At 61.7% G+C, this 17,544-nt stretch carries 14 protein-coding genes; 8 read left to right on the top strand and 6 right to left on the bottom strand.

Translation table 11 applies throughout. From position 1 onward, the window contains the following. Positions 1–16 precede the first annotated feature (16 nt). The 3 genes from AC4IHP_RS11955 (at position 17) to AC4IHP_RS11945 (ending at position 3,587) form a co-directional block, all read left to right on the top strand. Positions 17–913 (top strand): EamA family transporter, encoded by an 897-nt coding sequence (locus tag AC4IHP_RS11955; RefSeq protein WP_460121629.1) that lies wholly within the window; start codon positions 17–19, stop codon positions 911–913. Positions 914–1,005: 92 nt separating this feature from the next. Further along, on the top strand, positions 1,006–2,280 hold the full coding sequence (locus AC4IHP_RS11950) for an aminotransferase class V-fold PLP-dependent enzyme (RefSeq protein ID WP_252882726.1): 1,275 nt from the start codon (positions 1,006–1,008) through the stop codon (positions 2,278–2,280). 113 nt (positions 2,281–2,393) lie between these two features. Continuing rightward, positions 2,394–3,587 carry an MFS transporter gene (locus AC4IHP_RS11945; protein WP_490831761.1) on the top strand — a complete coding sequence of 398 codons (1,194 nt, stop codon included), beginning with the start codon at positions 2,394–2,396 and terminating at the stop codon, positions 3,585–3,587. A 29-nt stretch (positions 3,588–3,616) separates the two neighbouring features. Here AC4IHP_RS11945 and hrpB read toward each other — a convergent pair whose 3' ends face one another. Next, the gene (gene hrpB / locus AC4IHP_RS11940; RefSeq protein ID WP_490831760.1) at positions 3,617–6,136 is read right to left on the bottom strand and encodes an ATP-dependent helicase HrpB; all 2,520 of its coding nucleotides are present in this window, start codon (positions 6,134–6,136) and stop codon (positions 3,617–3,619) included. Positions 6,137–6,237: 101 nt separating this feature from the next. Between hrpB and AC4IHP_RS11935 the strand changes: the two genes are divergently transcribed. Beyond that, positions 6,238–6,657, top strand: coding sequence for a polyribonucleotide nucleotidyltransferase (locus AC4IHP_RS11935; RefSeq protein ID WP_490831759.1), 420 nt, complete (start codon positions 6,238–6,240; stop codon positions 6,655–6,657). A gap of 13 nt (positions 6,658–6,670) precedes the next feature. Continuing rightward, entirely contained in the window at positions 6,671–7,579 is a 909-nt protein-coding gene (locus tag AC4IHP_RS11930) for a cation diffusion facilitator family transporter (protein ID WP_490831758.1), read from the top strand. A 48-nt stretch (positions 7,580–7,627) separates the two neighbouring features. Here the strand turns inward: AC4IHP_RS11930 and AC4IHP_RS11925 are convergent, their stop codons facing one another. Beyond that, on the bottom strand, positions 7,628–8,590 hold the full coding sequence (locus AC4IHP_RS11925) for a DUF6515 family protein (RefSeq protein WP_490831757.1): 963 nt from the start codon (positions 8,588–8,590) through the stop codon (positions 7,628–7,630). Between the two features lie 450 nt (positions 8,591–9,040). Between AC4IHP_RS11925 and AC4IHP_RS11920 the strand changes: the two genes are divergently transcribed. Together AC4IHP_RS11920 and AC4IHP_RS11915 are read left to right on the top strand one after the other, a co-directional pair. Continuing rightward, entirely contained in the window at positions 9,041–9,520 is a 480-nt protein-coding gene (locus tag AC4IHP_RS11920; protein ID WP_007909658.1) for an Lrp/AsnC family transcriptional regulator, read from the top strand. A 170-nt stretch (positions 9,521–9,690) separates the two neighbouring features. Next, complete coding sequence (locus tag AC4IHP_RS11915) at positions 9,691–9,900, top strand: DUF2788 domain-containing protein (protein ID WP_016773053.1); 210 nt, start codon at positions 9,691–9,693, stop codon at positions 9,898–9,900. On the opposite strand, the gene AC4IHP_RS11910 is transcribed toward AC4IHP_RS11915, so the two are convergent. From AC4IHP_RS11910 to AC4IHP_RS11895, 4 genes are all read right to left on the bottom strand, one after another. Then, on the bottom strand, positions 9,895–10,530 hold the full coding sequence (locus AC4IHP_RS11910; protein WP_490831756.1) for a pseudouridine synthase: 636 nt from the start codon (positions 10,528–10,530) through the stop codon (positions 9,895–9,897). The two genes, AC4IHP_RS11915 and AC4IHP_RS11910, sit on opposite strands and share 6 nt — an antisense overlap. 72 nt (positions 10,531–10,602) lie before the next feature. Beyond that, positions 10,603–12,102: an AMP nucleosidase gene (gene amn / locus AC4IHP_RS11905; protein WP_200890480.1), complete on the bottom strand. Its 1,500-nt coding sequence runs from the start codon at positions 12,100–12,102 to the stop codon at positions 10,603–10,605. Positions 12,103–12,287: 185 nt separating this feature from the next. After that, entirely contained in the window at positions 12,288–13,937 is a 1,650-nt protein-coding gene (locus AC4IHP_RS11900) for an acyl-CoA dehydrogenase family protein (protein WP_490831755.1), read from the bottom strand. Positions 13,938–14,032: 95 nt separating this feature from the next. Further along, positions 14,033–16,384 (bottom strand): 7TM diverse intracellular signaling domain-containing protein, encoded by a 2,352-nt coding sequence (locus AC4IHP_RS11895; protein ID WP_490831754.1) that lies wholly within the window; start codon positions 16,382–16,384, stop codon positions 14,033–14,035. A 346-nt stretch (positions 16,385–16,730) separates the two neighbouring features. On the opposite strand from AC4IHP_RS11895, the gene AC4IHP_RS11890 reads away from it, so the two are divergent. Beyond that, positions 16,731–17,528 carry a hydroxymethylpyrimidine/phosphomethylpyrimidine kinase gene (locus tag AC4IHP_RS11890; protein WP_490831753.1) on the top strand — a complete coding sequence of 266 codons (798 nt, stop codon included), beginning with the start codon at positions 16,731–16,733 and terminating at the stop codon, positions 17,526–17,528. Positions 17,529–17,544: the final 16 nt, after the last annotated feature.

Raw genomic sequence — 17,544 nt, 5'->3', positions numbered from 1 at the left:
TGAAGGCGACACAGCAATGAAACCACTGCACGTAGTATTGGCTGTCCTGATCACGGCAATCTGGGGTGTCAACTTCTCGGTCATCAAGCTGGGACTGGCCACCGTAGACCCGTTTATTCTGGCGGGCATCCGCTTCAGTCTTTGTGCGTTACCGGCGATCTTTTTCATCCGCAAACCGAATGTGCCGTGGCGCTACATCATCGGTTACGGACTGGTGTTCGGCATCGGCCTGTGGGGCATCGTGAACCTGGGCATCAAGGCCGGGCTATCGGCAGGCATCGCTTCGCTGGTGCTGCAATTCAGCGCGTTTTTCACGATTCTGCTGGGCGGCTGGGTGTTCAAGGAAGCGCTGACACGCTTTCAGGTGCTGGGCATGCTGATCGCACTCGGTGGGTTGTTGTGCATCATCATGATCAGCGACGGTTCGGTCAGTCTGCCGGGTGTGCTGCTGGTGCTGGTGGGCGCAGCCTCATGGAGCGTCGCCAATATCATCAACAAAAAGGCCAGCACCAAAGAGGTCTTCGCGTTTCTGGTCTGGTCCAGCGCCTTCGCACCAATCCCGTTGTTCGCGCTCGACTACGCAGTGAACGGCAGCTCCGGCTACACCACGTTTGTCAATCAGGTCGATACGACCGCCGTGCTGTCGATCCTGTTTCAGGTTTACCCGAACACATTGTTCGCCTACTGGATATGGAACTCGCTGCTCAAAACCTATCCGGTTTCCACGGTCGCGCCACTGTCGCTGCTGGTGCCGATTTTCGGCATGCTCGGCTCGGTCTTGATCTTTCATGAGCAAGTGCCGGCGAGCAAGGTGATGGCGGTGGTACTGATAGTGATCGGCCTGGCCGTCGGCCTCTATGGGCAGCGTATTTTCAATGCTATGTTTGCGCGTCCTGCGCGCACTTCAATATGAATCGACAGGGAGTAGGTATGAGTCTGGGAAGACGTGAATTCGTGAGGGTCTCGGTTGGCGCGACCCTGGTTGGAGGCAGCATGATTGCAGGTGTGACGAACGCACAGGCGGGTAACAAGCCTGTTCAGAATGACGTGATGACGGTGCTGGACCCCAACGATTGGGCATCCGTGCGAGCGCAGTTCAAGTTGTCGCCTGAATTCGTGCACATTTCCAACTTTTTTCTCGCTTCCAACCCCAAGCCGGTTCGCGATGCCATGGCGCGCCACCGGCAGGCATTCGACGAAAATCCGTACACCTACCTCGAAGACAACATGTTCGCCAGACCGCAGGACATGGTCTGGCGCAAGGTCTGCGCCGCGGCTGCCGACTATACCGGCGGACGCGCTGAGGACATCGCACTGACGACCAGCACCACGCAGGGTCTGTCGATGATCTACAACGGACTGAAACTGGCCCCCCACCAGGAAATCCTGACGACCAACCACGAGTGGTACACCCACGACGAAGCGATGCGTCTGGCGGTCCTCAAGTGGGGCGGCAGCATTCGCCGGATCGACCTGTATGAAGGACCAGACGATGTCAGTGTCGACGCCATCGTCGCGCGCATTGAAAAAGCCATCAAACCGGCAACCCGCATTCTTGCCATGACCTGGGTGCATTCGGGCACCGGCGTACGCTTGCCGGCGCGAGAAATAGGTGCACTGGTAGCTAGGATCAATCGTGATCGGTCCGAAGCGGACAGAATTATCTACGTGATCGACGGCGTGCACGGCTTCGGCTGTTCCGAGGCGCAGGTGGCGAGCCTGGGTTGCGACTTTTTCAGCGCCGGTACACACAAATGGATTCTCGGCCCGCACGGGACCGGTCTGGTCTGGGCTCGCGAAGGTCAGTGGGCGCACATCACACCGACCATTCCCACCATTATGGCCGCCGAACCCGCCAATGCCTGGCGCCAACAGCGCGATCCACAGGGCCAGACGCAGGCAGCCTGGGTCAGTCCTGGTGGCTTTCTCGCGTTCGAAAACCAGTGGGCCATGATCGAGGCGTTCAAGTTCATCGAGCAGATCGGCCGCAAGCGCATTGCCGACCGGGTCGCCGAACTCAATGGGCAGTTGAAGGAGGGACTGGCGAAGCTGCCCAACGTGTATTTGCACACGCCGCAGTCTGCAGAGTTCTCGGCCGGGTTTGTCTGCTGTGATGTCAAAGACCGCGACCCCAAAGAGATCGTCGCCAGGCTCAAAGAGCAGAAAATCATTGCCAGCGCCACGCCTTATCGGCATTCGACCGTGCGCTTTTCCGCCGGGATCATCAATACGCCCGAAGACATCGAAAAGACCCTCAAAGTGATGCGCACTCTGGTCTGACATCCGCCCTAACCGACGTCAGTTGCCTGCACCTGGTCAAGGCCGGTGCGGGTCGCTCGCGTCCGCCTTCCAGTTGAAGAATCGCCGCGTACTCAAGGGCAAGGATCGATCAAATGAATGAAATAAACGCCGCCCCCCAAAAAGCTGCAAAAGAGCTGGCCATGTTCCTGTTCTGCTCGACGGTATATCGGTTGTTTTCCGGTGCGCTGATGGTCTCGCTGACATGGACCATCCTCAACCAGGAAGAAGGCGGATATCTGCCACTGGCGCTAGCGATTTTTTGCTCGTTCATTCCAGCGTTTATCACGCCTGCGATGATCAGGCGCCTGTCGCTGCGCATGAACGGTCGGCAGATGAGCAGTTGGTTTGTGCTTGGGCTGACCGGCATCGCGCTGATATCGGGCGTGTCCCGAGATTTTACTGTCGGTTTGTTGATCACCAACCTGTTTGCCTGGCTGATGGTCATGTCGCTCGAAGCCAGCCTGGACATGTGGTTCACCCAGATTCAACGCGGCATGGATGAAACCAAGGTCCGGCGAATCAGTGGTGCAACCACGGCTACCAGTCAGGCCGCACTGATGATCGGGCCTTTGCTCGCGGCAGGCTTGATGCCGATTCTACCCGGCATGGGTTTCTCGATAGTGCTCAGCGCTGGCTTTTTTATGGTTGCGGCGATTTGCTTCACCCGCGACAGTCAACCTACAGCGGTGCAGGCAACGGCCGACGTTGCTGCACCTGACAGGTTGCCGCTGACGCTGTTTGTGCCGATGGTATTGATCTGGCCGATCCTCGGCGCATTCAACTTCATGCTGCCAGTGTATGTGGCGAGCCACGGCTGGGCACTGTTCGAACTGGGCATACTCGATGCCGTCTTCGGACTGGGCATGGCGCTAATCGGGGTGCTGGTAATCATTGCCAATACCGGTCGCAACCTGACGGCCTACCTGTCAGGCCTGATTGCACTGGCGCTGATCGCCACTTCGATGTGGTTGCTGCTGCCGGACAATCTGATGCTCAAGTCGCTGAGCCTGTTGATCCTCGGTATGGCATTTGGCGGTGCGCGCGTGCATATCCGCGTCGCCATCGCCTGCCGGTACAGTGAGGCGGCGGTGGGTCTGTGTGTCAGCCGGGCGAACGCCTTGGCGACACCCGTGCTGCTGCTGATACTCAGCCTGCAATTGGCCATGATCGAAAACGCCTGGCTGCTGCCTTTCCTGCTGGTGACATTGAGTGCCGCGTTGCTGTTGCAGACCTCGGCTACACGTTTCGCCCGAGGTCAGGCAGACACCGCTGCCGCAGGCGCCTGAATCAGCGCCCGGCATTGGCGTAACCCCGGTCAGGTGCCCCGGGGTTTCGCCCGCGCCGTGGCTTCAGCCACCAGCGGATCATCCGGCCAGTAATGCTTGGGATAGCGCCCCTTCAGATCCTTCTTCACCTCGGCATAGGTGCTGCGCCAGAAGTTGGCCAGGTCCTGCGTCACCTGCACCGGCCGCCGCGCTGGCGACAGCAGATGCAGCTTGACCACTTGCCGGCCACCGGCGATCCGTGGCGTATCGGCCAGACCAAACAGCTCCTGCAAACGCACCGCGAGAATCGGTGGATGTTCGCTGTAATCCAGACGAATCGATGAGCCCGACGGCACGCTCAAATGATGCGGCGCCAGCTCGTCGAGCTTCTGCGGCAGCGGCCACGGCAGCAGATTGCGCACGATGCTCGACAGGTCGAGGTTGGCGAAATGACTCAGCCGCGAGACCTTGCCCAGATACGGCATCAACCAGTCTTCGAGAGTATCAAGCAGCGCTGTATCGCTGACATCCGGCCATTGGCTGTCGTCCTGAGTGCTCAGATCAAGCTGACGCAACAGCGCCACCCGCGCCTGCCACTGGCGCAGTTCCGGCGTCCACGGCAGTAGCTCCAGGCCCTTGCGCCGCACCAGATTGACCAGGGCCTGACTGCGCGCGTTTTCATCCAGACCTGTCAATGGTTCACGGCTGAGAATCAGCTCGCCGACCTTGCGCTGGCGCTCGGCGCGCAACACGCCTTCACGCTCGTCCCAATCGAGTTGATCGACGCTGCGCACTTGCTCGGCGAGCACCGAATCGAACAGCGCCGGATCGAAATCCGCCGCCAGATAGATGCGTTCTTCGCGCTGGCCCTGGAGGCTGCCAAGGTCGGCGATAACAATCCACTCGTGCTTCATCAGGCTGTCGGCGTCAGCGAACAGCGCGGCGCGACCGTTGGCCAAACGGTATTCGGCACCACCGGCGCGCCGTTGCTGGGCGACGCGATCCGGGTAGGCCAGCGCCAGCAGCGCGCCGAGCCAGCGCGGATGCTCGGCATCGCTGACCGGTTCGCTCGGCTTGCCACGCAGGTAACCGCGATACTGCCGGGCCAATTGCCGGGCGCGTTGCACCCCGCCCTGCGCGCCACGACCGGCACGTTCTTCGCCGGAAAGCAGAACCAATCGGCTGTGCAGATCCGCGCCAGCGCCGCGCAGGATATCGCGCTCGCCGAGCAGCGCCGCCACATCACAGGCCATCGCCGCCAGCCCCAATGCCTGACCGCGCAACAGCAAATGCGCGATGCGCGGATGCGCCGGCAGTTCGGCCATGGCCTGGCCGTGGGCCGTCAGCGTGTCGCCGTGTAACGCGCCGAGGCGTTGCAGCAAATCCTGCGCCTGGGCATAAGCTGCGGCGGGCGGCATGTCGAGCCAGACCAGTTCGCCCGGGGTCACGCCCCAGCGCCCGAGTTGCAAAGCGAGGCTGGCCAGATCCGCCGAGAGAATTTCCGCGCTGCCATAAGCCGCCAGTTGTTCATGCTGATCCTGCGACCACAGGCGATAACACACGCCCGGCTCCAATCGCCCGGCGCGGCCGGCACGCTGGGTGGCGCTGGCCTTGGAGATGCGTTGGGTGTCGAGGCGGGTCATGCCGCTGCCCGGGTCGAAGCGCGGCACCCGCGCCAATCCGGCATCGATGACCACGCGCACGCCGTTGATGGTCAGGCTGGTCTCGGCGATGTTGGTTGCCAGCACCACTTTGCGCTGACCGGGCGGCGCCGGATCGATCGCCGCGCGTTGCGCATTGAGGTCGAGTTCGCCGTGCAACGGGCACAGCGAGACGTCTTTGCGCTCGCCAATGGCGTCGGCCAGTTGCTGATGCACGCGGCGGATCTCCGCCTGTCCCGGCAGGAACACCAACAGGCTGCCGGTCTCGTCGTGCAGCGCTTCGAGCACGGTTTGGGTGACGCGCTGGTCGATGTATTCGCCTGGCTGAAACGGCCAGCCCCAGCGCATCGTCACTGGATACATGCGCCCTTCGCTGCGCAGGATCGGCGCGTCATCGAGCAACCCGGCCAGACGCTCGCCTTCGAGGGTGGCCGACATCAGCAAAATCTTCAGCGGCTGTTCAGCGCGAAACAGCTCGCGACCGTTCAGACTGAGGGCCAGCGCCAGATCAGCGTCGAGACTGCGTTCATGAAATTCGTCGAAGATCAGCAGACCCACGCCGTCCAGCGCCGGGTCGTCCTGCAAGCGCCGGGTGAGAATGCCTTCGGTGACCACTTCGATACGCGTCTTCGGGCCGACCTTGCTGTCGAGGCGGATGCGATAACCGACGGTTTCACCGACCTGTTCACCGAGCTCGCTGGCCAAGCGCTCCGCCGCCGCCCGCGCAGCCAGACGCCGAGGCTCAAGCATGACGATGGTCTGCCCGGCCAGCCAGGCTTCGTTGAGCAAGGCCAAAGGCACGCGGGTGGTTTTACCGGCGCCGGGCGGTGCTTCGAGCACGGCTTCGTGGCGTGACGCGAGGGCTTCACGCAGGGCGGGTAAAACATCGTCGATCGGCAAAGAAATCATGCTGGCTCCCAAACAGATCGGCGAGTATAACGGCGAACTGTTTGGCGTAGTCTGAACTCAAAACAGTAGCCGTTATTGTTCAGCTCTCAGGAGACATTTCCATGCGCTTACCCTCTCGCCTGATCGGCGGTGTTCTGGTCACCACTCTGCTCACGCAGCTCACGGCGTGCGGTTCGATTTTCTACCCGGACCGCCGTGGCCAGATCGACGGCAAGATCGACCCGGCGATCGCCGTGCTCGATGCCGTCGGCCTGCTGTTCTACATCATTCCCGGGCTGATCGCGTTTGCCGTCGACTTCGCCACCGGGGCGATCTATTTCGAACCGGGCCACACCGCGCAGGTCGATCCGGCCAAGCTCAAGCAAGCCATCGGCCCGGACGGTCAGGTCGATAATCACAAGCTGCAGGCGATTCTGGAAAGCGAACTGGGCCGAGACTTTCCCCTCGACGATCCACGCCTGATCCAGCACAAGGGCAGCACCCAGCAACTGGCGATGTTCGGCCTGCAACCGGCCGCTTGAATAAGGACGTTCAATGACCTCCAGCCCCGAACACGCCCGCCTGCTGCGGCTGGCGACCCGCGCCTCGGTGGCGGTCGCGTGCACGCTGATCGTCGCCAAGGCGATTGCCTGGTGGCTCAGCGGATCGGTGAGCATGCTCGCCGGCCTCACCGACTCGGCGCTGGATGGCGTCACCTCGATGCTCAATCTGCTGGCGGTGCATTACGCCTTGCGCCCGGCGGATGATGATCACCGTTATGGCCACGGCAAAGCCGAATCGCTGGCGGGCATGGCCCAGGCGTTGTTCATCGGTGGCAGCGCGGTGCTGATCGCATTCCAGGCCTACCAACGCTTGCAGACACCGGAGCCGCTTGGCGCACCGTGGCTAAGCATCGGCGTGATCGTGTTTTCCCTGCTGCTGACGGTGGGGCTGCTGATGTTGCAGCACCGGGTGATCAAGCAGACCGGCTCCAATGCCGTACGCGCCGACTCGCTGCATTACCGTTCGGACCTGCTGCTCAACGGCAGCATCCTCATCGCGCTGGTGTTGGCCGGGATGGGTTTTGCGCAACTGGACGCGTGGTTCGGTCTGGGGATCGCCGCGTACATCTTCTGGAGCGCGATCCAGATCGCCCGGGAAAGTTTCTCGGTGCTGATGGACGAGGAACTACCGACCGATGTCAGCCAGCACATGCTCGAACTGGCCTGCAGCGTCCCCGGGGTGCTCGGTGCACATGACCTGCGCACGCGGATCTCCGGCAACCACTGGTTCGTGCAATTGCACCTGGAATTGCCGGGCGAACTGACCCTGTCAGTCGCCCATGGCATCAGCGATCAAGCGGCGGCGGCAATTCACAAAGCCTATCCGAAGGCCGAAGTGCTGGTGCACGCCGATCCTGTAAAAGCAGCCACAAGTGACAAGCCTCTAGCTTCAAGCTTGTAGCTTGTAGCTTGTAGCTTGTAGCTTGTAGCTTGTAGCTTGTAGCTGCTCCTATCTGACCTGATAACCGCGACTGCTCAGGCAGTTGCCCTGCGCCTGGCGATAAGCCTGAACCACCTCGGGCGCGGGTTGATAAGTCGCGGTGCGCGGGTCGAAACCGCTTTGCTGCACCGCGTACTGCGAGCACTGGTAACCGTCCTGCTGCACTTGCTGCGGCGACTGGCCGTTGGCCGGGTAGGCTTCGACGTCATAGCCTTGGGATTGCGGTTGCGGCTGTTGCTGTACCGGCGGCTCGACCACCACGTAATCCTGCGTCGCCTCTTGATAGGCGTAATAGGAACCGGCGGCGAGGAACAGCAGTGAGCCGCCGATCCACACTTCACGGGCGTAATCCGGCAAATACTGGATGCGGATCCCGCGCGGTGGCTGTACGACGATGTAGCGCGGGCCTTGCGGGCGATACCAGTAACCACCGGAGTAGAAGTAATCCTGACCGCGATACGGCACGCGGTAATCACGATCCGGGAAGCGATCGATCACATGGCCCGGACGATACTGCGGGCCCGGCCCCCAGCCATTGCCATGACCGTTCGGCCGTCCCGGCCAGCGGTTGTCATCGGGACGCGGCTGCGTCTGCCATTGCTGATTGTGGTAACCGTTTTGTGGACGCTCGTCGCGGTAGTAACCCTGACGCGGCTCCTGGGTCTGGCGCACGGCGTCGGGACGCGGCTGGATCGGCAGACTGTTGGCCGGTAATTGTGGCGGCGGTGGCGGTTGGCGAACCGGGTTGGGGTTGTAGGCCGGGCGGTTCTGATCACGGTTCTGCCATTGACCGTCATTGTTGTGCGGCTGGCCGTTGTGCTCGAACTGACGGCTGTTGTCGCCACGGATGATCCCGTCGTTCTGCGGCCCGTTGCCAGGCCCACGATTCTGCGGCTCATCGGCCAGCGCTTGCGCACTGACACCCACACACAGCAAACCAACACCGGCCAGACGCCAGATGCGCGAATTCATGCTTTTCCTCACTGCGGGAGCCTGTCGTTGGCAGGGCTTGTTGCTAAGACTCGGAACAGCCCCACCGGGTTCTGCAACAGGTTATCAGTCACACGACTTATTTATTGAGGCGCCAGGATGAAATCGCAGGCAAGAAAAAAGGGAGACCCGTCGGCCTCCCTTCTGGAGAACTTCGTCCTGGCTCGACGCTTTTGACGTCGGCTCACCTCACGCCGTCTTCTGGACAGTGTGCAGCTCGGGGGCCGGCACATCCCCGGTGGGGGTGGCGGCCGCGGCGGGCCTGATTGGGCGGGCCGCGTGGACTGTGTTACCGAGCAGTGATTCTGGTGATAAGAATAGGCCTGAGGACGCGATAGATGATTGCGAAAATTGCTCAATTAAACACCGCTTGCGCAATTTTTAACCCTGGATAGATAATCCGCCGCAATAGTTACGACCAAGGACAGATTGATGAGCAAACTCGACCGGTATGACCTGAGTATTTTGGCGGAATTGCAGCGCGACGCCCGTATCTCCAACCAGGAACTGGCCGAGCGCATCGGTCTGTCGCCCTCGCCTTGCTCGCGCCGGGTCAAGCAGCTGGAAGACGATGGCTATATCTCGCGCCAGGTTGCCCTGCTCGATCGCAAGATGCTCGGCTTGAGCCTGACGGCGTATGTGCTGATCGGCATGGACCGGCACACCCCGGAGCGCTTCGAGAATTTCGAAGCGGCGATCCGCACATTGCCGCAGGTGCTTGAGTGCAGCCTGGTGACCGGGGTGGATGCCGACTATCAGTTGAAAGTGGTGGTACCGGATATGGATCACTACCAGAAGTTGCTGCTGGGGCATCTGACCCGGATCGAGGGGGTCACCAGCGTGCGCTCGAGTTTCGTGCTGAATCAGGTGCTCAACAGCACCGAACTGCCGCTGACTCATTTGCGTAGCTGAAATCGCTTTCGCGAGCAGGCTCGCTCCCACAGGGGGATGCATTCCAACCAGTGGGAGCGAGCCTGCTCGCGAAGGGGCCGGCACAGGCGACGCAGATCAATGCCCCGCCATCCGACCATGGCGTATACTCGCCGCCGCCCTTTCAGCCCTGTCCGCGCCGGAGATCGCCAATGGATCCAGCACTGTTCGAAGAGTGGATGATGACCGGTCTGGTCAGCATCCTGATCATTTTCATGGGTTTCATCGTCTGGGATCTGGCGAAGAAGTCCAAGGCGGGGCGGTTCGGCTCGTTCATTCTGTTTTTCGTGCTGGGCCTGGGTGTGGCCGCATTCATCATTAAGAGTGTGGTGATCGGCCTGATCGAATCCGGCGCCTTATAAGCGCGCCGGCACTTCCCGCCACTGGCCCTGATCGAGCCCTTCAAGGGTCCAGTCGCCTATCCTGACCCGCACCAGCCGCAACGTCGGCAACCCGACCGCCGCCGTCATGCGCCGCACCTGACGGTTGCGCCCTTCGCGAATCACCAGTTCCAGCCATGAAGTCGGTATGGTCGCGCGAAAGCGTACCGGCGGATTGCGCGGCCACAACTGCGGTTCAGCCAGTTGCCGCGCTTTGGCGGGCAGGGTCATGCCGTCATTCAGCTCGACACCATCACGCAGGCGCTGCAACTGCTCGGCCGTCGGCTCGCCTTCCACCTGCACCCAATAGGTCTTCGCCAATTTGTGTTTCGGATCGGCGATGCGCGCCTGCAACTGGCCGTCATTGGTCAGCAGCAACAAACCTTCGCTGTCGCGATCCAGACGTCCGGCGGGGTAAATTCCCGGCACATCGATGTAATCCTTGAGCGTCGCCCGCCCTTCACCGTCGCTGAACTGCGTCAGCACATCGAAGGGTTTGTTGAACAGGATCAACTTCGGCTCGGCCGGTGGAGCCTTGGCGACGCGGCGCGGGGTAGAAGACTGAGGCTTCGCGCCGGGGCGGCGGGAAGGTGGACGCGAGGGACGGGACATAAGAGAGAAAACATTTAGCGGTCAGGGCTGACAATGCTAGTGCCCCGACCACCAAATGACCACGACTAACCGTTAACGGAACGGCGGCTCGTCGAAGCTGCGCAGTTTGCGCGAGTGCAGCGAGTTGAGTTCGGTGCGCAGCAGATCCACCGCTTCAATGCCGATTTTCAAATGCTGGCTGACCGCGCGTTCGTAGAAGGCGTTGGCCGAGCCCGGCAGTTTGATTTCGCTGTGCAGCGGCTTGTCCGAAACACAGAGCAACGTGCCGTAAGGCACCCGCAGGCGATAACCTTGCGCGGCGATCGTGCCGCTTTCCATGTCCACCGCCACCGCGCGGGACAAGTTGATGAGTGGCCGTTCCTGAGCCCAGCGCAGTTCCCAGTTACGGTCGTCATAGGTCAGAACCGTGCCGGTGCGCAGGCGCTTCTTCAGATCGTCGCCCTTCTCGCCAGTGACATTCGCCGCCGCCTGCTGCAGCGCAAGCTGCACTTCGGCCAGAGCCGGGATGGGAATATTCGGCGGCACCACACGATCAAGAATGCCGTCGCGGCGCATGTAGGCGTGGGCCAGCACGTAGTCGCCGATGGTCTGCGACTGACGCAGGCCGCCGCAGTGGCCGATCATCAGCCAGCAATGCGGGCGCAGTACGGCCAGGTGATCGGTGATGTTCTTGGCGTTGGACGGGCCGACACCGATGTTGACCAGCGTCACGCCGTGGCCATCGCTGGCGATCAGGTGATAGGCCGGCATCTGGTAACGGTGCCAGACCACACCGGCGGCAATTGCCGAGGCTTCGCCGTGGTCCATGCTCTTCTCGATGATCACGTTGCCCGGCAGGACCATGCGCACGAAACGCGGGTCGTTGCGCAGTTGCTCCAGGCCATGAACGATGAACTGGTCGACGTAGCGGTGATAGTTGGTCAGCAGAATCCACGGCTGCACATGGCGCCAGTCACTGCCGGTGTAATGCACCAGACGGCGCAGGGAGAAGTCCACGCGCGCGGCGTCGAACAAGGCCAGCGGCAGCGGATCGGTATTTTCCCAGTCGTAGAGACCGTCGGCGATGCCATCGGTGGCGGCGGACAGATCCGTGCTCGGGAACACCCGCGCCAGCACCGCCGCAGTGACGCCGGAACCGGCCAGTTCATCGCCCTGCTCGACCACGTACGGATACGGAATGTTCTGCTGGCTGACGCCGACTTCCACGGTCACGGTGAAGTCGTGCATCAACGGCGTCAGCTGTTCGAGCAGGTATTTGCGAAACGCCGCCGGGTGGGTGACGGTGACGCTGTAAGTGCCCGGCAACTGCACCTTGGCGTAAGCGCGGGTGGTCTGCGGCACTTCGCCCTGGCAGTGGTAGGTCAGACGCAGTTCGGGATAACGAAACAGAGCACGCTGTTCGGCGTCGGGCTCGACGCGGTCCTTGAGGTAACGCTTGAGGGCTGAATTCAGCGCAGTGGTGGCCCGCTCATGCAGCTCGGCCAGACGATCCACGGCTTGTTCGGCGGTTTGAACGACAATAAACGCTTCGGTCACGATCAGCTTCCTGTGTTCTGACTTGCAGGGCTTCATCTTGCCTGCATCGTGGACGCACGGGAACAGTGGCGTTGTGGCGACACTTAAATCTGCAGACCAATGATGTCCCCTGTGGGAGCGAGCCTGCTCGCGAATGCGGTGGATCATCCAATAAAGATGTCGACTGACACACCGCTTTCGCGAGCAGGCTCGCTCCCACAGGGGGGGGGATTTGAGGTGGGTCAGAAAAGCTGTGGCGTCGAGCGGGCGACGATGGCTTCGACGTCCAGCCCACGCGGCAGCGCACCATAGACGCGGCCACCGCTGCCGAGGCGGCTGGCAATGAAGGCATCACTGACCACTGAGTTGCCAGCCTCCAGCAACAGTTTGGCCTGCAATCCAAGGGCAATGTCTTCGGTCAGTTGCCGCGCCCGATACTGAATATCACTGGTGTCCTTGAACTGCGCCTGCAATTGCTGGATATGCGCGGCCAGACGCTTGTCGCCATGGCCATCGCCCAATTCGCTGAACAGCACATCGAGCACGCCCGGCTCCTTCGAAAGAGCGCGCAGCACGTCGAGACATTGCACATTCCCCGAACCTTCCCACGTCGAGTTCACCGGCGCCTCGCGATACAGGCGCGGCAGGATGCTGTCTTCAACGTAGCCGGCGCCGCCCATGCATTCGGCGGCTTCGTTGATCATTCCTGGCGCACGTTTGCAGATCCAGTATTTGCCCACCGCCGTCACCAGCCGCGCGAACTGCGCTTCGTGGCGATCATCCAGATGATCCAGCGCCTTGCCCATGCGCAGACTCAGGGCCAGCGCCGCTTCGCTTTCCAGGGCCAGATCGGCCAGCACGTTTTGCATCAGCGGCTGCTCGCTGAGCAATTTGCCGCCGACCTTGCGGTGCGCGCAGTGATGGCTGGCCTGGGTCAGCGCCTGGCGCATCAGCGAGCTGGAGCCGACCATGCAATCGAAACGGGTCATCGCCACCATCTCGATAATGGTCGGCACGCCGCGCCCTTCTTCACCGATCATCCAGGCCAGCGCGCCACGAAATTCCACTTCGCTGGAGGCGTTGGACTGGTTGCCGAGTTTGTTTTTAAGACGCTGGATATAGAACTGATTGCGCGTGTCGTCCGGGCGATGGCGCGGCAGCAGGAAGCAACTCAAGCCCTTGTCGGTTTGCGCCAACGTAAGGAAGGCGTCGCACATCGGCGCCGAGCAGAACCACTTGTGGCCGACCAATTCATACGCCTGACCCGGGCCGCTGGCGCCGACCGGGTAAGCCTTGGTGGTGTTGGCGCGGACATCGGTGCCGCCCTGCTTCTCGGTCATCGCCATGCCGATGGTCACGCCCGCCTTGTACGCCATGCCGACATTGCGCGGATCGTATTCGGTGGCGAGGACTTTCGGCAGCCACTGTTCGGCCAGGTCCGGCTGCAAGCGCAGGGCCGGCACGCTGGCGAAGGTCATGGTCAACGGGCAACCGCTGCCGGCTTCGGCCTGGCTGTGCAGATAGGTCATCGAAGCGCGGGCAACATGCGCACCATCCTGCGGGTGCGCCCACGGCAGCGAGGTCAGGCCATGCTCGATCGCCGTGCGCATGAGCTCGTGGTAGGCCGGGTGAAATTCGACCAGATCGATGCGATGACCGTAGCGATCATGGCTGGCAAATACCGGTTTGTTCTGGTTGGCGAGAAACCCCGCCTCCATCAGCGGCCCGCCCGCCAGTGCGCCATAGGCATCTATGCGCGACTCGGCCCAACCGGCGCCAAAACGCCGCGACCACTCCTGCAACGGCAGGTCGATGCGGTACAGGTTGGTGCCGTCCAGCGACGGCGGCTGATTGGTGACTTCGTGGGTTTCGGCGAACTGATGCAGGTTCATGACGGCGCTCCGTGTTCAGCAATGGCACCAGTTAAGCACTGGTGCTTTTTTGAACAAAGTGTCATAGGCGCCGTTTTTGCGGCGCTTTTACCCCATCAGCAACTGAGCACACGGCGCTGCAACGCAGCCTGCAGATCCTCGAATTTTACCGGTTTGTGCAGGTAGTCGATGGCCGCGCCCGGGGCGCATTGTTCGCGGTCAGCGCTCAAGGCCAGCATGAACACCGGCAAGTGCGCGCAGCCTGGCAGGGCATGGATCTGGCAGCACAGCGATGCGCCTTCGTGGCTGGGCAACTGGCAATCGACCAGCACCGCATCGAAGCTTTCCCGTTGCAGGCAGTCCAGCGCAGCGGCGCCGTTGTCGACGCTGCGTACGCGGAAACCGAGCTTGAGCAACATGCCACGCATCACCAATTGGTTGACGCTGTTGTCGTCCACCAGCAGCACCGTGCAGTCCTGCGGCGCACGCGTGCAATCGCGAGTCGGCTGATGCGCAGGCGCTTCGATCACCGGCAGTTCGAATTCGACATCGAGCTGGAAGCGGCTGCCGCGTCCCGGCTCGGAGCGATGGGTGAGTTTGCCGCCGAGCAATTCAACCAGTTGCCGACAGATCGCCAGACCCACCCCCAGGCCGCCGTATTCGCGAGTCATCGAACCGTCGAGCTGGAAGAAACGCTGATACAGCGTGGCCTCGCCCAGATCAGTGAAACCGATGCCGGTGTCGATCACCGCAAACGACAGCGCCATGCGGTTATCCGTCGACGGCCGCCCGGTAACGCGCAGCGCCAGGCCGCCGACGCGGGTGAACTTGATCGCATTGTCGAGCAGGCATTCCAGGCACTGCGCCAGTTTCGCGCTGTCGCCGTGCAGGCGATCCGGCAGGGTCGGCAGCACTTCAACCTTGAAGTCCAGCGACTTGCTCGCTGCATTACCTTCGAACTGCACGCGCAACGCCTCGACCACTGCGCGCAGGCTGAAACTGCCCGGCGTCGCCTTGAGCTTGCCGGCCTGCAATTCGGTGAGGGTAAGGATGCCATTGACCATGCGCATCATGTCGCGGGCGGAACCGGCAGCGGTCTGTTGATATTGCTCAAGCTCGGGATCGAGGTCGACGGTCTGCATCAGCTCCAGCGAACCAATCACGCCGTTCATCGGCGTGCGCAATTCGTGGGTCAGGGTGGCGAGAAATTCGTCCTTGAGTTTGTTGCTGTGGGCCAGTTGCTGGTTGAGCACTTCGAGTTTCTGCCCGGCGTCGAACAAGGTCTGCGCCTGTTGTTCGCGCATGGCGTTGATGCGATCGGCCAGCGCCAGCGACAGCAGCGCCACTTCGATGGCCGAGCCGATCTGGCTGGCGTACATGGTCAGGAACACATTGGGCAGCAGGCCCAGCACCATCAGCGTGTTGACGATGCCGCCGAGCAGGAATGCCGACCAGGCGATGATGAAGTAACGGGCCACCCGCAGGCCGCGCCACCAGGCAAGAATCCCGGCGGCAAAGATCACCACGGTGAAGGTCAGCGCCAGTGTGGTCGCCAGGCGCAGGGCCAGGGCGTAACTGGTCATCAGCGACAGGCCGATCACCAGTGCACTGAAGGCAATCAGGCCGATCAGCAAACGATCCAGCCAGGGGCTGTGGGTCTTGGTCTGCAGGAAACTGCGGGCGAACTGGCTGCCGAACAGTCCGGCGCAACCGATGAAGAACGGCGTCGCGGCGTTGGCCCACCATGGGTTGTCCGGCCAGAAATATTCGACCGCTGCACCGTTCACCGACAATTGATAAAGGCCGAACGAGCCGATGTAGAAGATGTAATAGAGGTAACTGGTGTCGCGCACGCTCAGGTAGATGAACAGGTTGTAGACCAGCATCCCCAGCAGCACGCCATAAATGATACCGAGCACATACAGGCGCACCGGTTGGTCTTCGAGGTAGGCGGTGCTCGACCACAACGTCACTGGCGCCTGGATCGAGCCTTCGCTGGCCAGGCGCAGGTACAGCGTCTGCTGCTGATTCGGTTTGAATGGCAAGTCGAACAGGTAATTGTTCTGACGAATCTCGCGGCTGGCGAAGGGCAAGGCGTCGCCGGTCTGGCGCACCAGTCGGTAGTCGCCACTGGCGTCGGGCAAGTAAAGGTCGAGGTGATCAAGCGGCGGATACGCCAGCTCCAGCAACCAGGTGCGCTGGGCGACCGGGTTGCTCGGGCGGTAATGCAGGTCGATCTTCAGCCAGAACGCCGAACGCGAGTAACCGGCATTGAGCGTGGCCTTGTCGTGGGCTTTGAACTGGCCGGCGGTATCTTGCGCGCGGACGTCGGCAATGGTCGCCTGACCGCTCGGGTCTTCGAACACTTGCAGCGATCGGCCCAGCGGCAGGCTCTGGGTGAATTCGTCGAATTCGACAGCGCTCGCCATGAGTGGCAAGCAGAACAGCAACATCAGCAAATAGCGCATTGAAGCCCCAGCGTGGCTCGTCCGGTTGTGTCAGGAAGCCCCCCATTCCCTTTGAGTAGACGTAAAACCGGTATTACCTGTGATTGTTTGGATCCAGCCTAGCATAGCCGTTGATGGCCATTGAGCACCATGGAAATTTTTCCTACAACGGCTCTAGAACGGGCGTTCCAGGGCAAAGCAGCGGCCTAGAGATGTTGCATTGGTCAGGAAGATCAAAAGATCGCAGCCTTCGGCAGGTCCTATAGGGGAATGCGGTCCGATGCAGGAGCTGTCAAAGGCTGCGATCTTTTGATCTTGCGCTGCCACCCACCCCCCAAAATCAGCTTTGGTGGTAAGCTCGCGCACCATGAATATCTACAGCTCCCGCCCCGTTGTCCTCTGTCTCTCCGGCCACGACCCCAGTGGTGGCGCCGGCTTGCAGGCAGATATCGAAGCCTTGCTCGCGCAGGGTTGCCATGCGGCTCCGGCCGTCACCGCCCTGACCGTGCAAGACACCGTCAACGTCACTGACTTTCGCGTCCTCGACCGTGAGTGGGTGCTGGCCCAGGCCAACGCCGTGCTCAACGACTCCGAAGTCGCCGCAGTGAAACTGGGCATGCTCGGCTCGCTGGAGATGGTCGACACGGTCGTCGAACTGCTCTCGGCGCACCCGCATCTGCCGGTGGTCTGCGACCCGGTGCTGCGTGCCGGCGGCGGCGGACGCCTGGGCAAAGACGAGGTCGGCTATGCGATGCGCCAGCGTCTGCTGCCGCTGTCGATTATCGCCACCCCCAATCTTCCTGAAGCGCGCATTCTCGCTGAACTGCCGGAAGGTACGGCCGACGAGTGCGCAGACAAACTTCTGCCGTTCATCAAAAACCTGCTGATCACCGGCGGCCACGGCGACGAAACTGAAATCCACAACCGCGTGTACAGCCGCGACGGCCTGCGCGAAACATTCATCTGCCAGCGTCTGCCGGGCAGCTATCACGGCTCCGGTTGTACGCTGGCCAGCGCTTTGGCCGGGCGACTCGCTCAGGGCGAACACCTGGCCAGTGCTGTGCGCAGTGCGCTGGATTACACCTGGCGGACCCTGCGCGATGCCGAACAACTGGGCAAAGGCCAGTTCGTGCCGCGTCGCCTGCCGCTGGATTTCTGCTCGTAACCTCGTGAGGTCTGCC

Source organism: Pseudomonas sp. UF-293 (genome assembly GCF_058245595.1).
The sequence above is the reverse complement of the archived record's forward strand: the minus strand, read 5'-3'. Positions and strand labels throughout refer to the sequence as shown.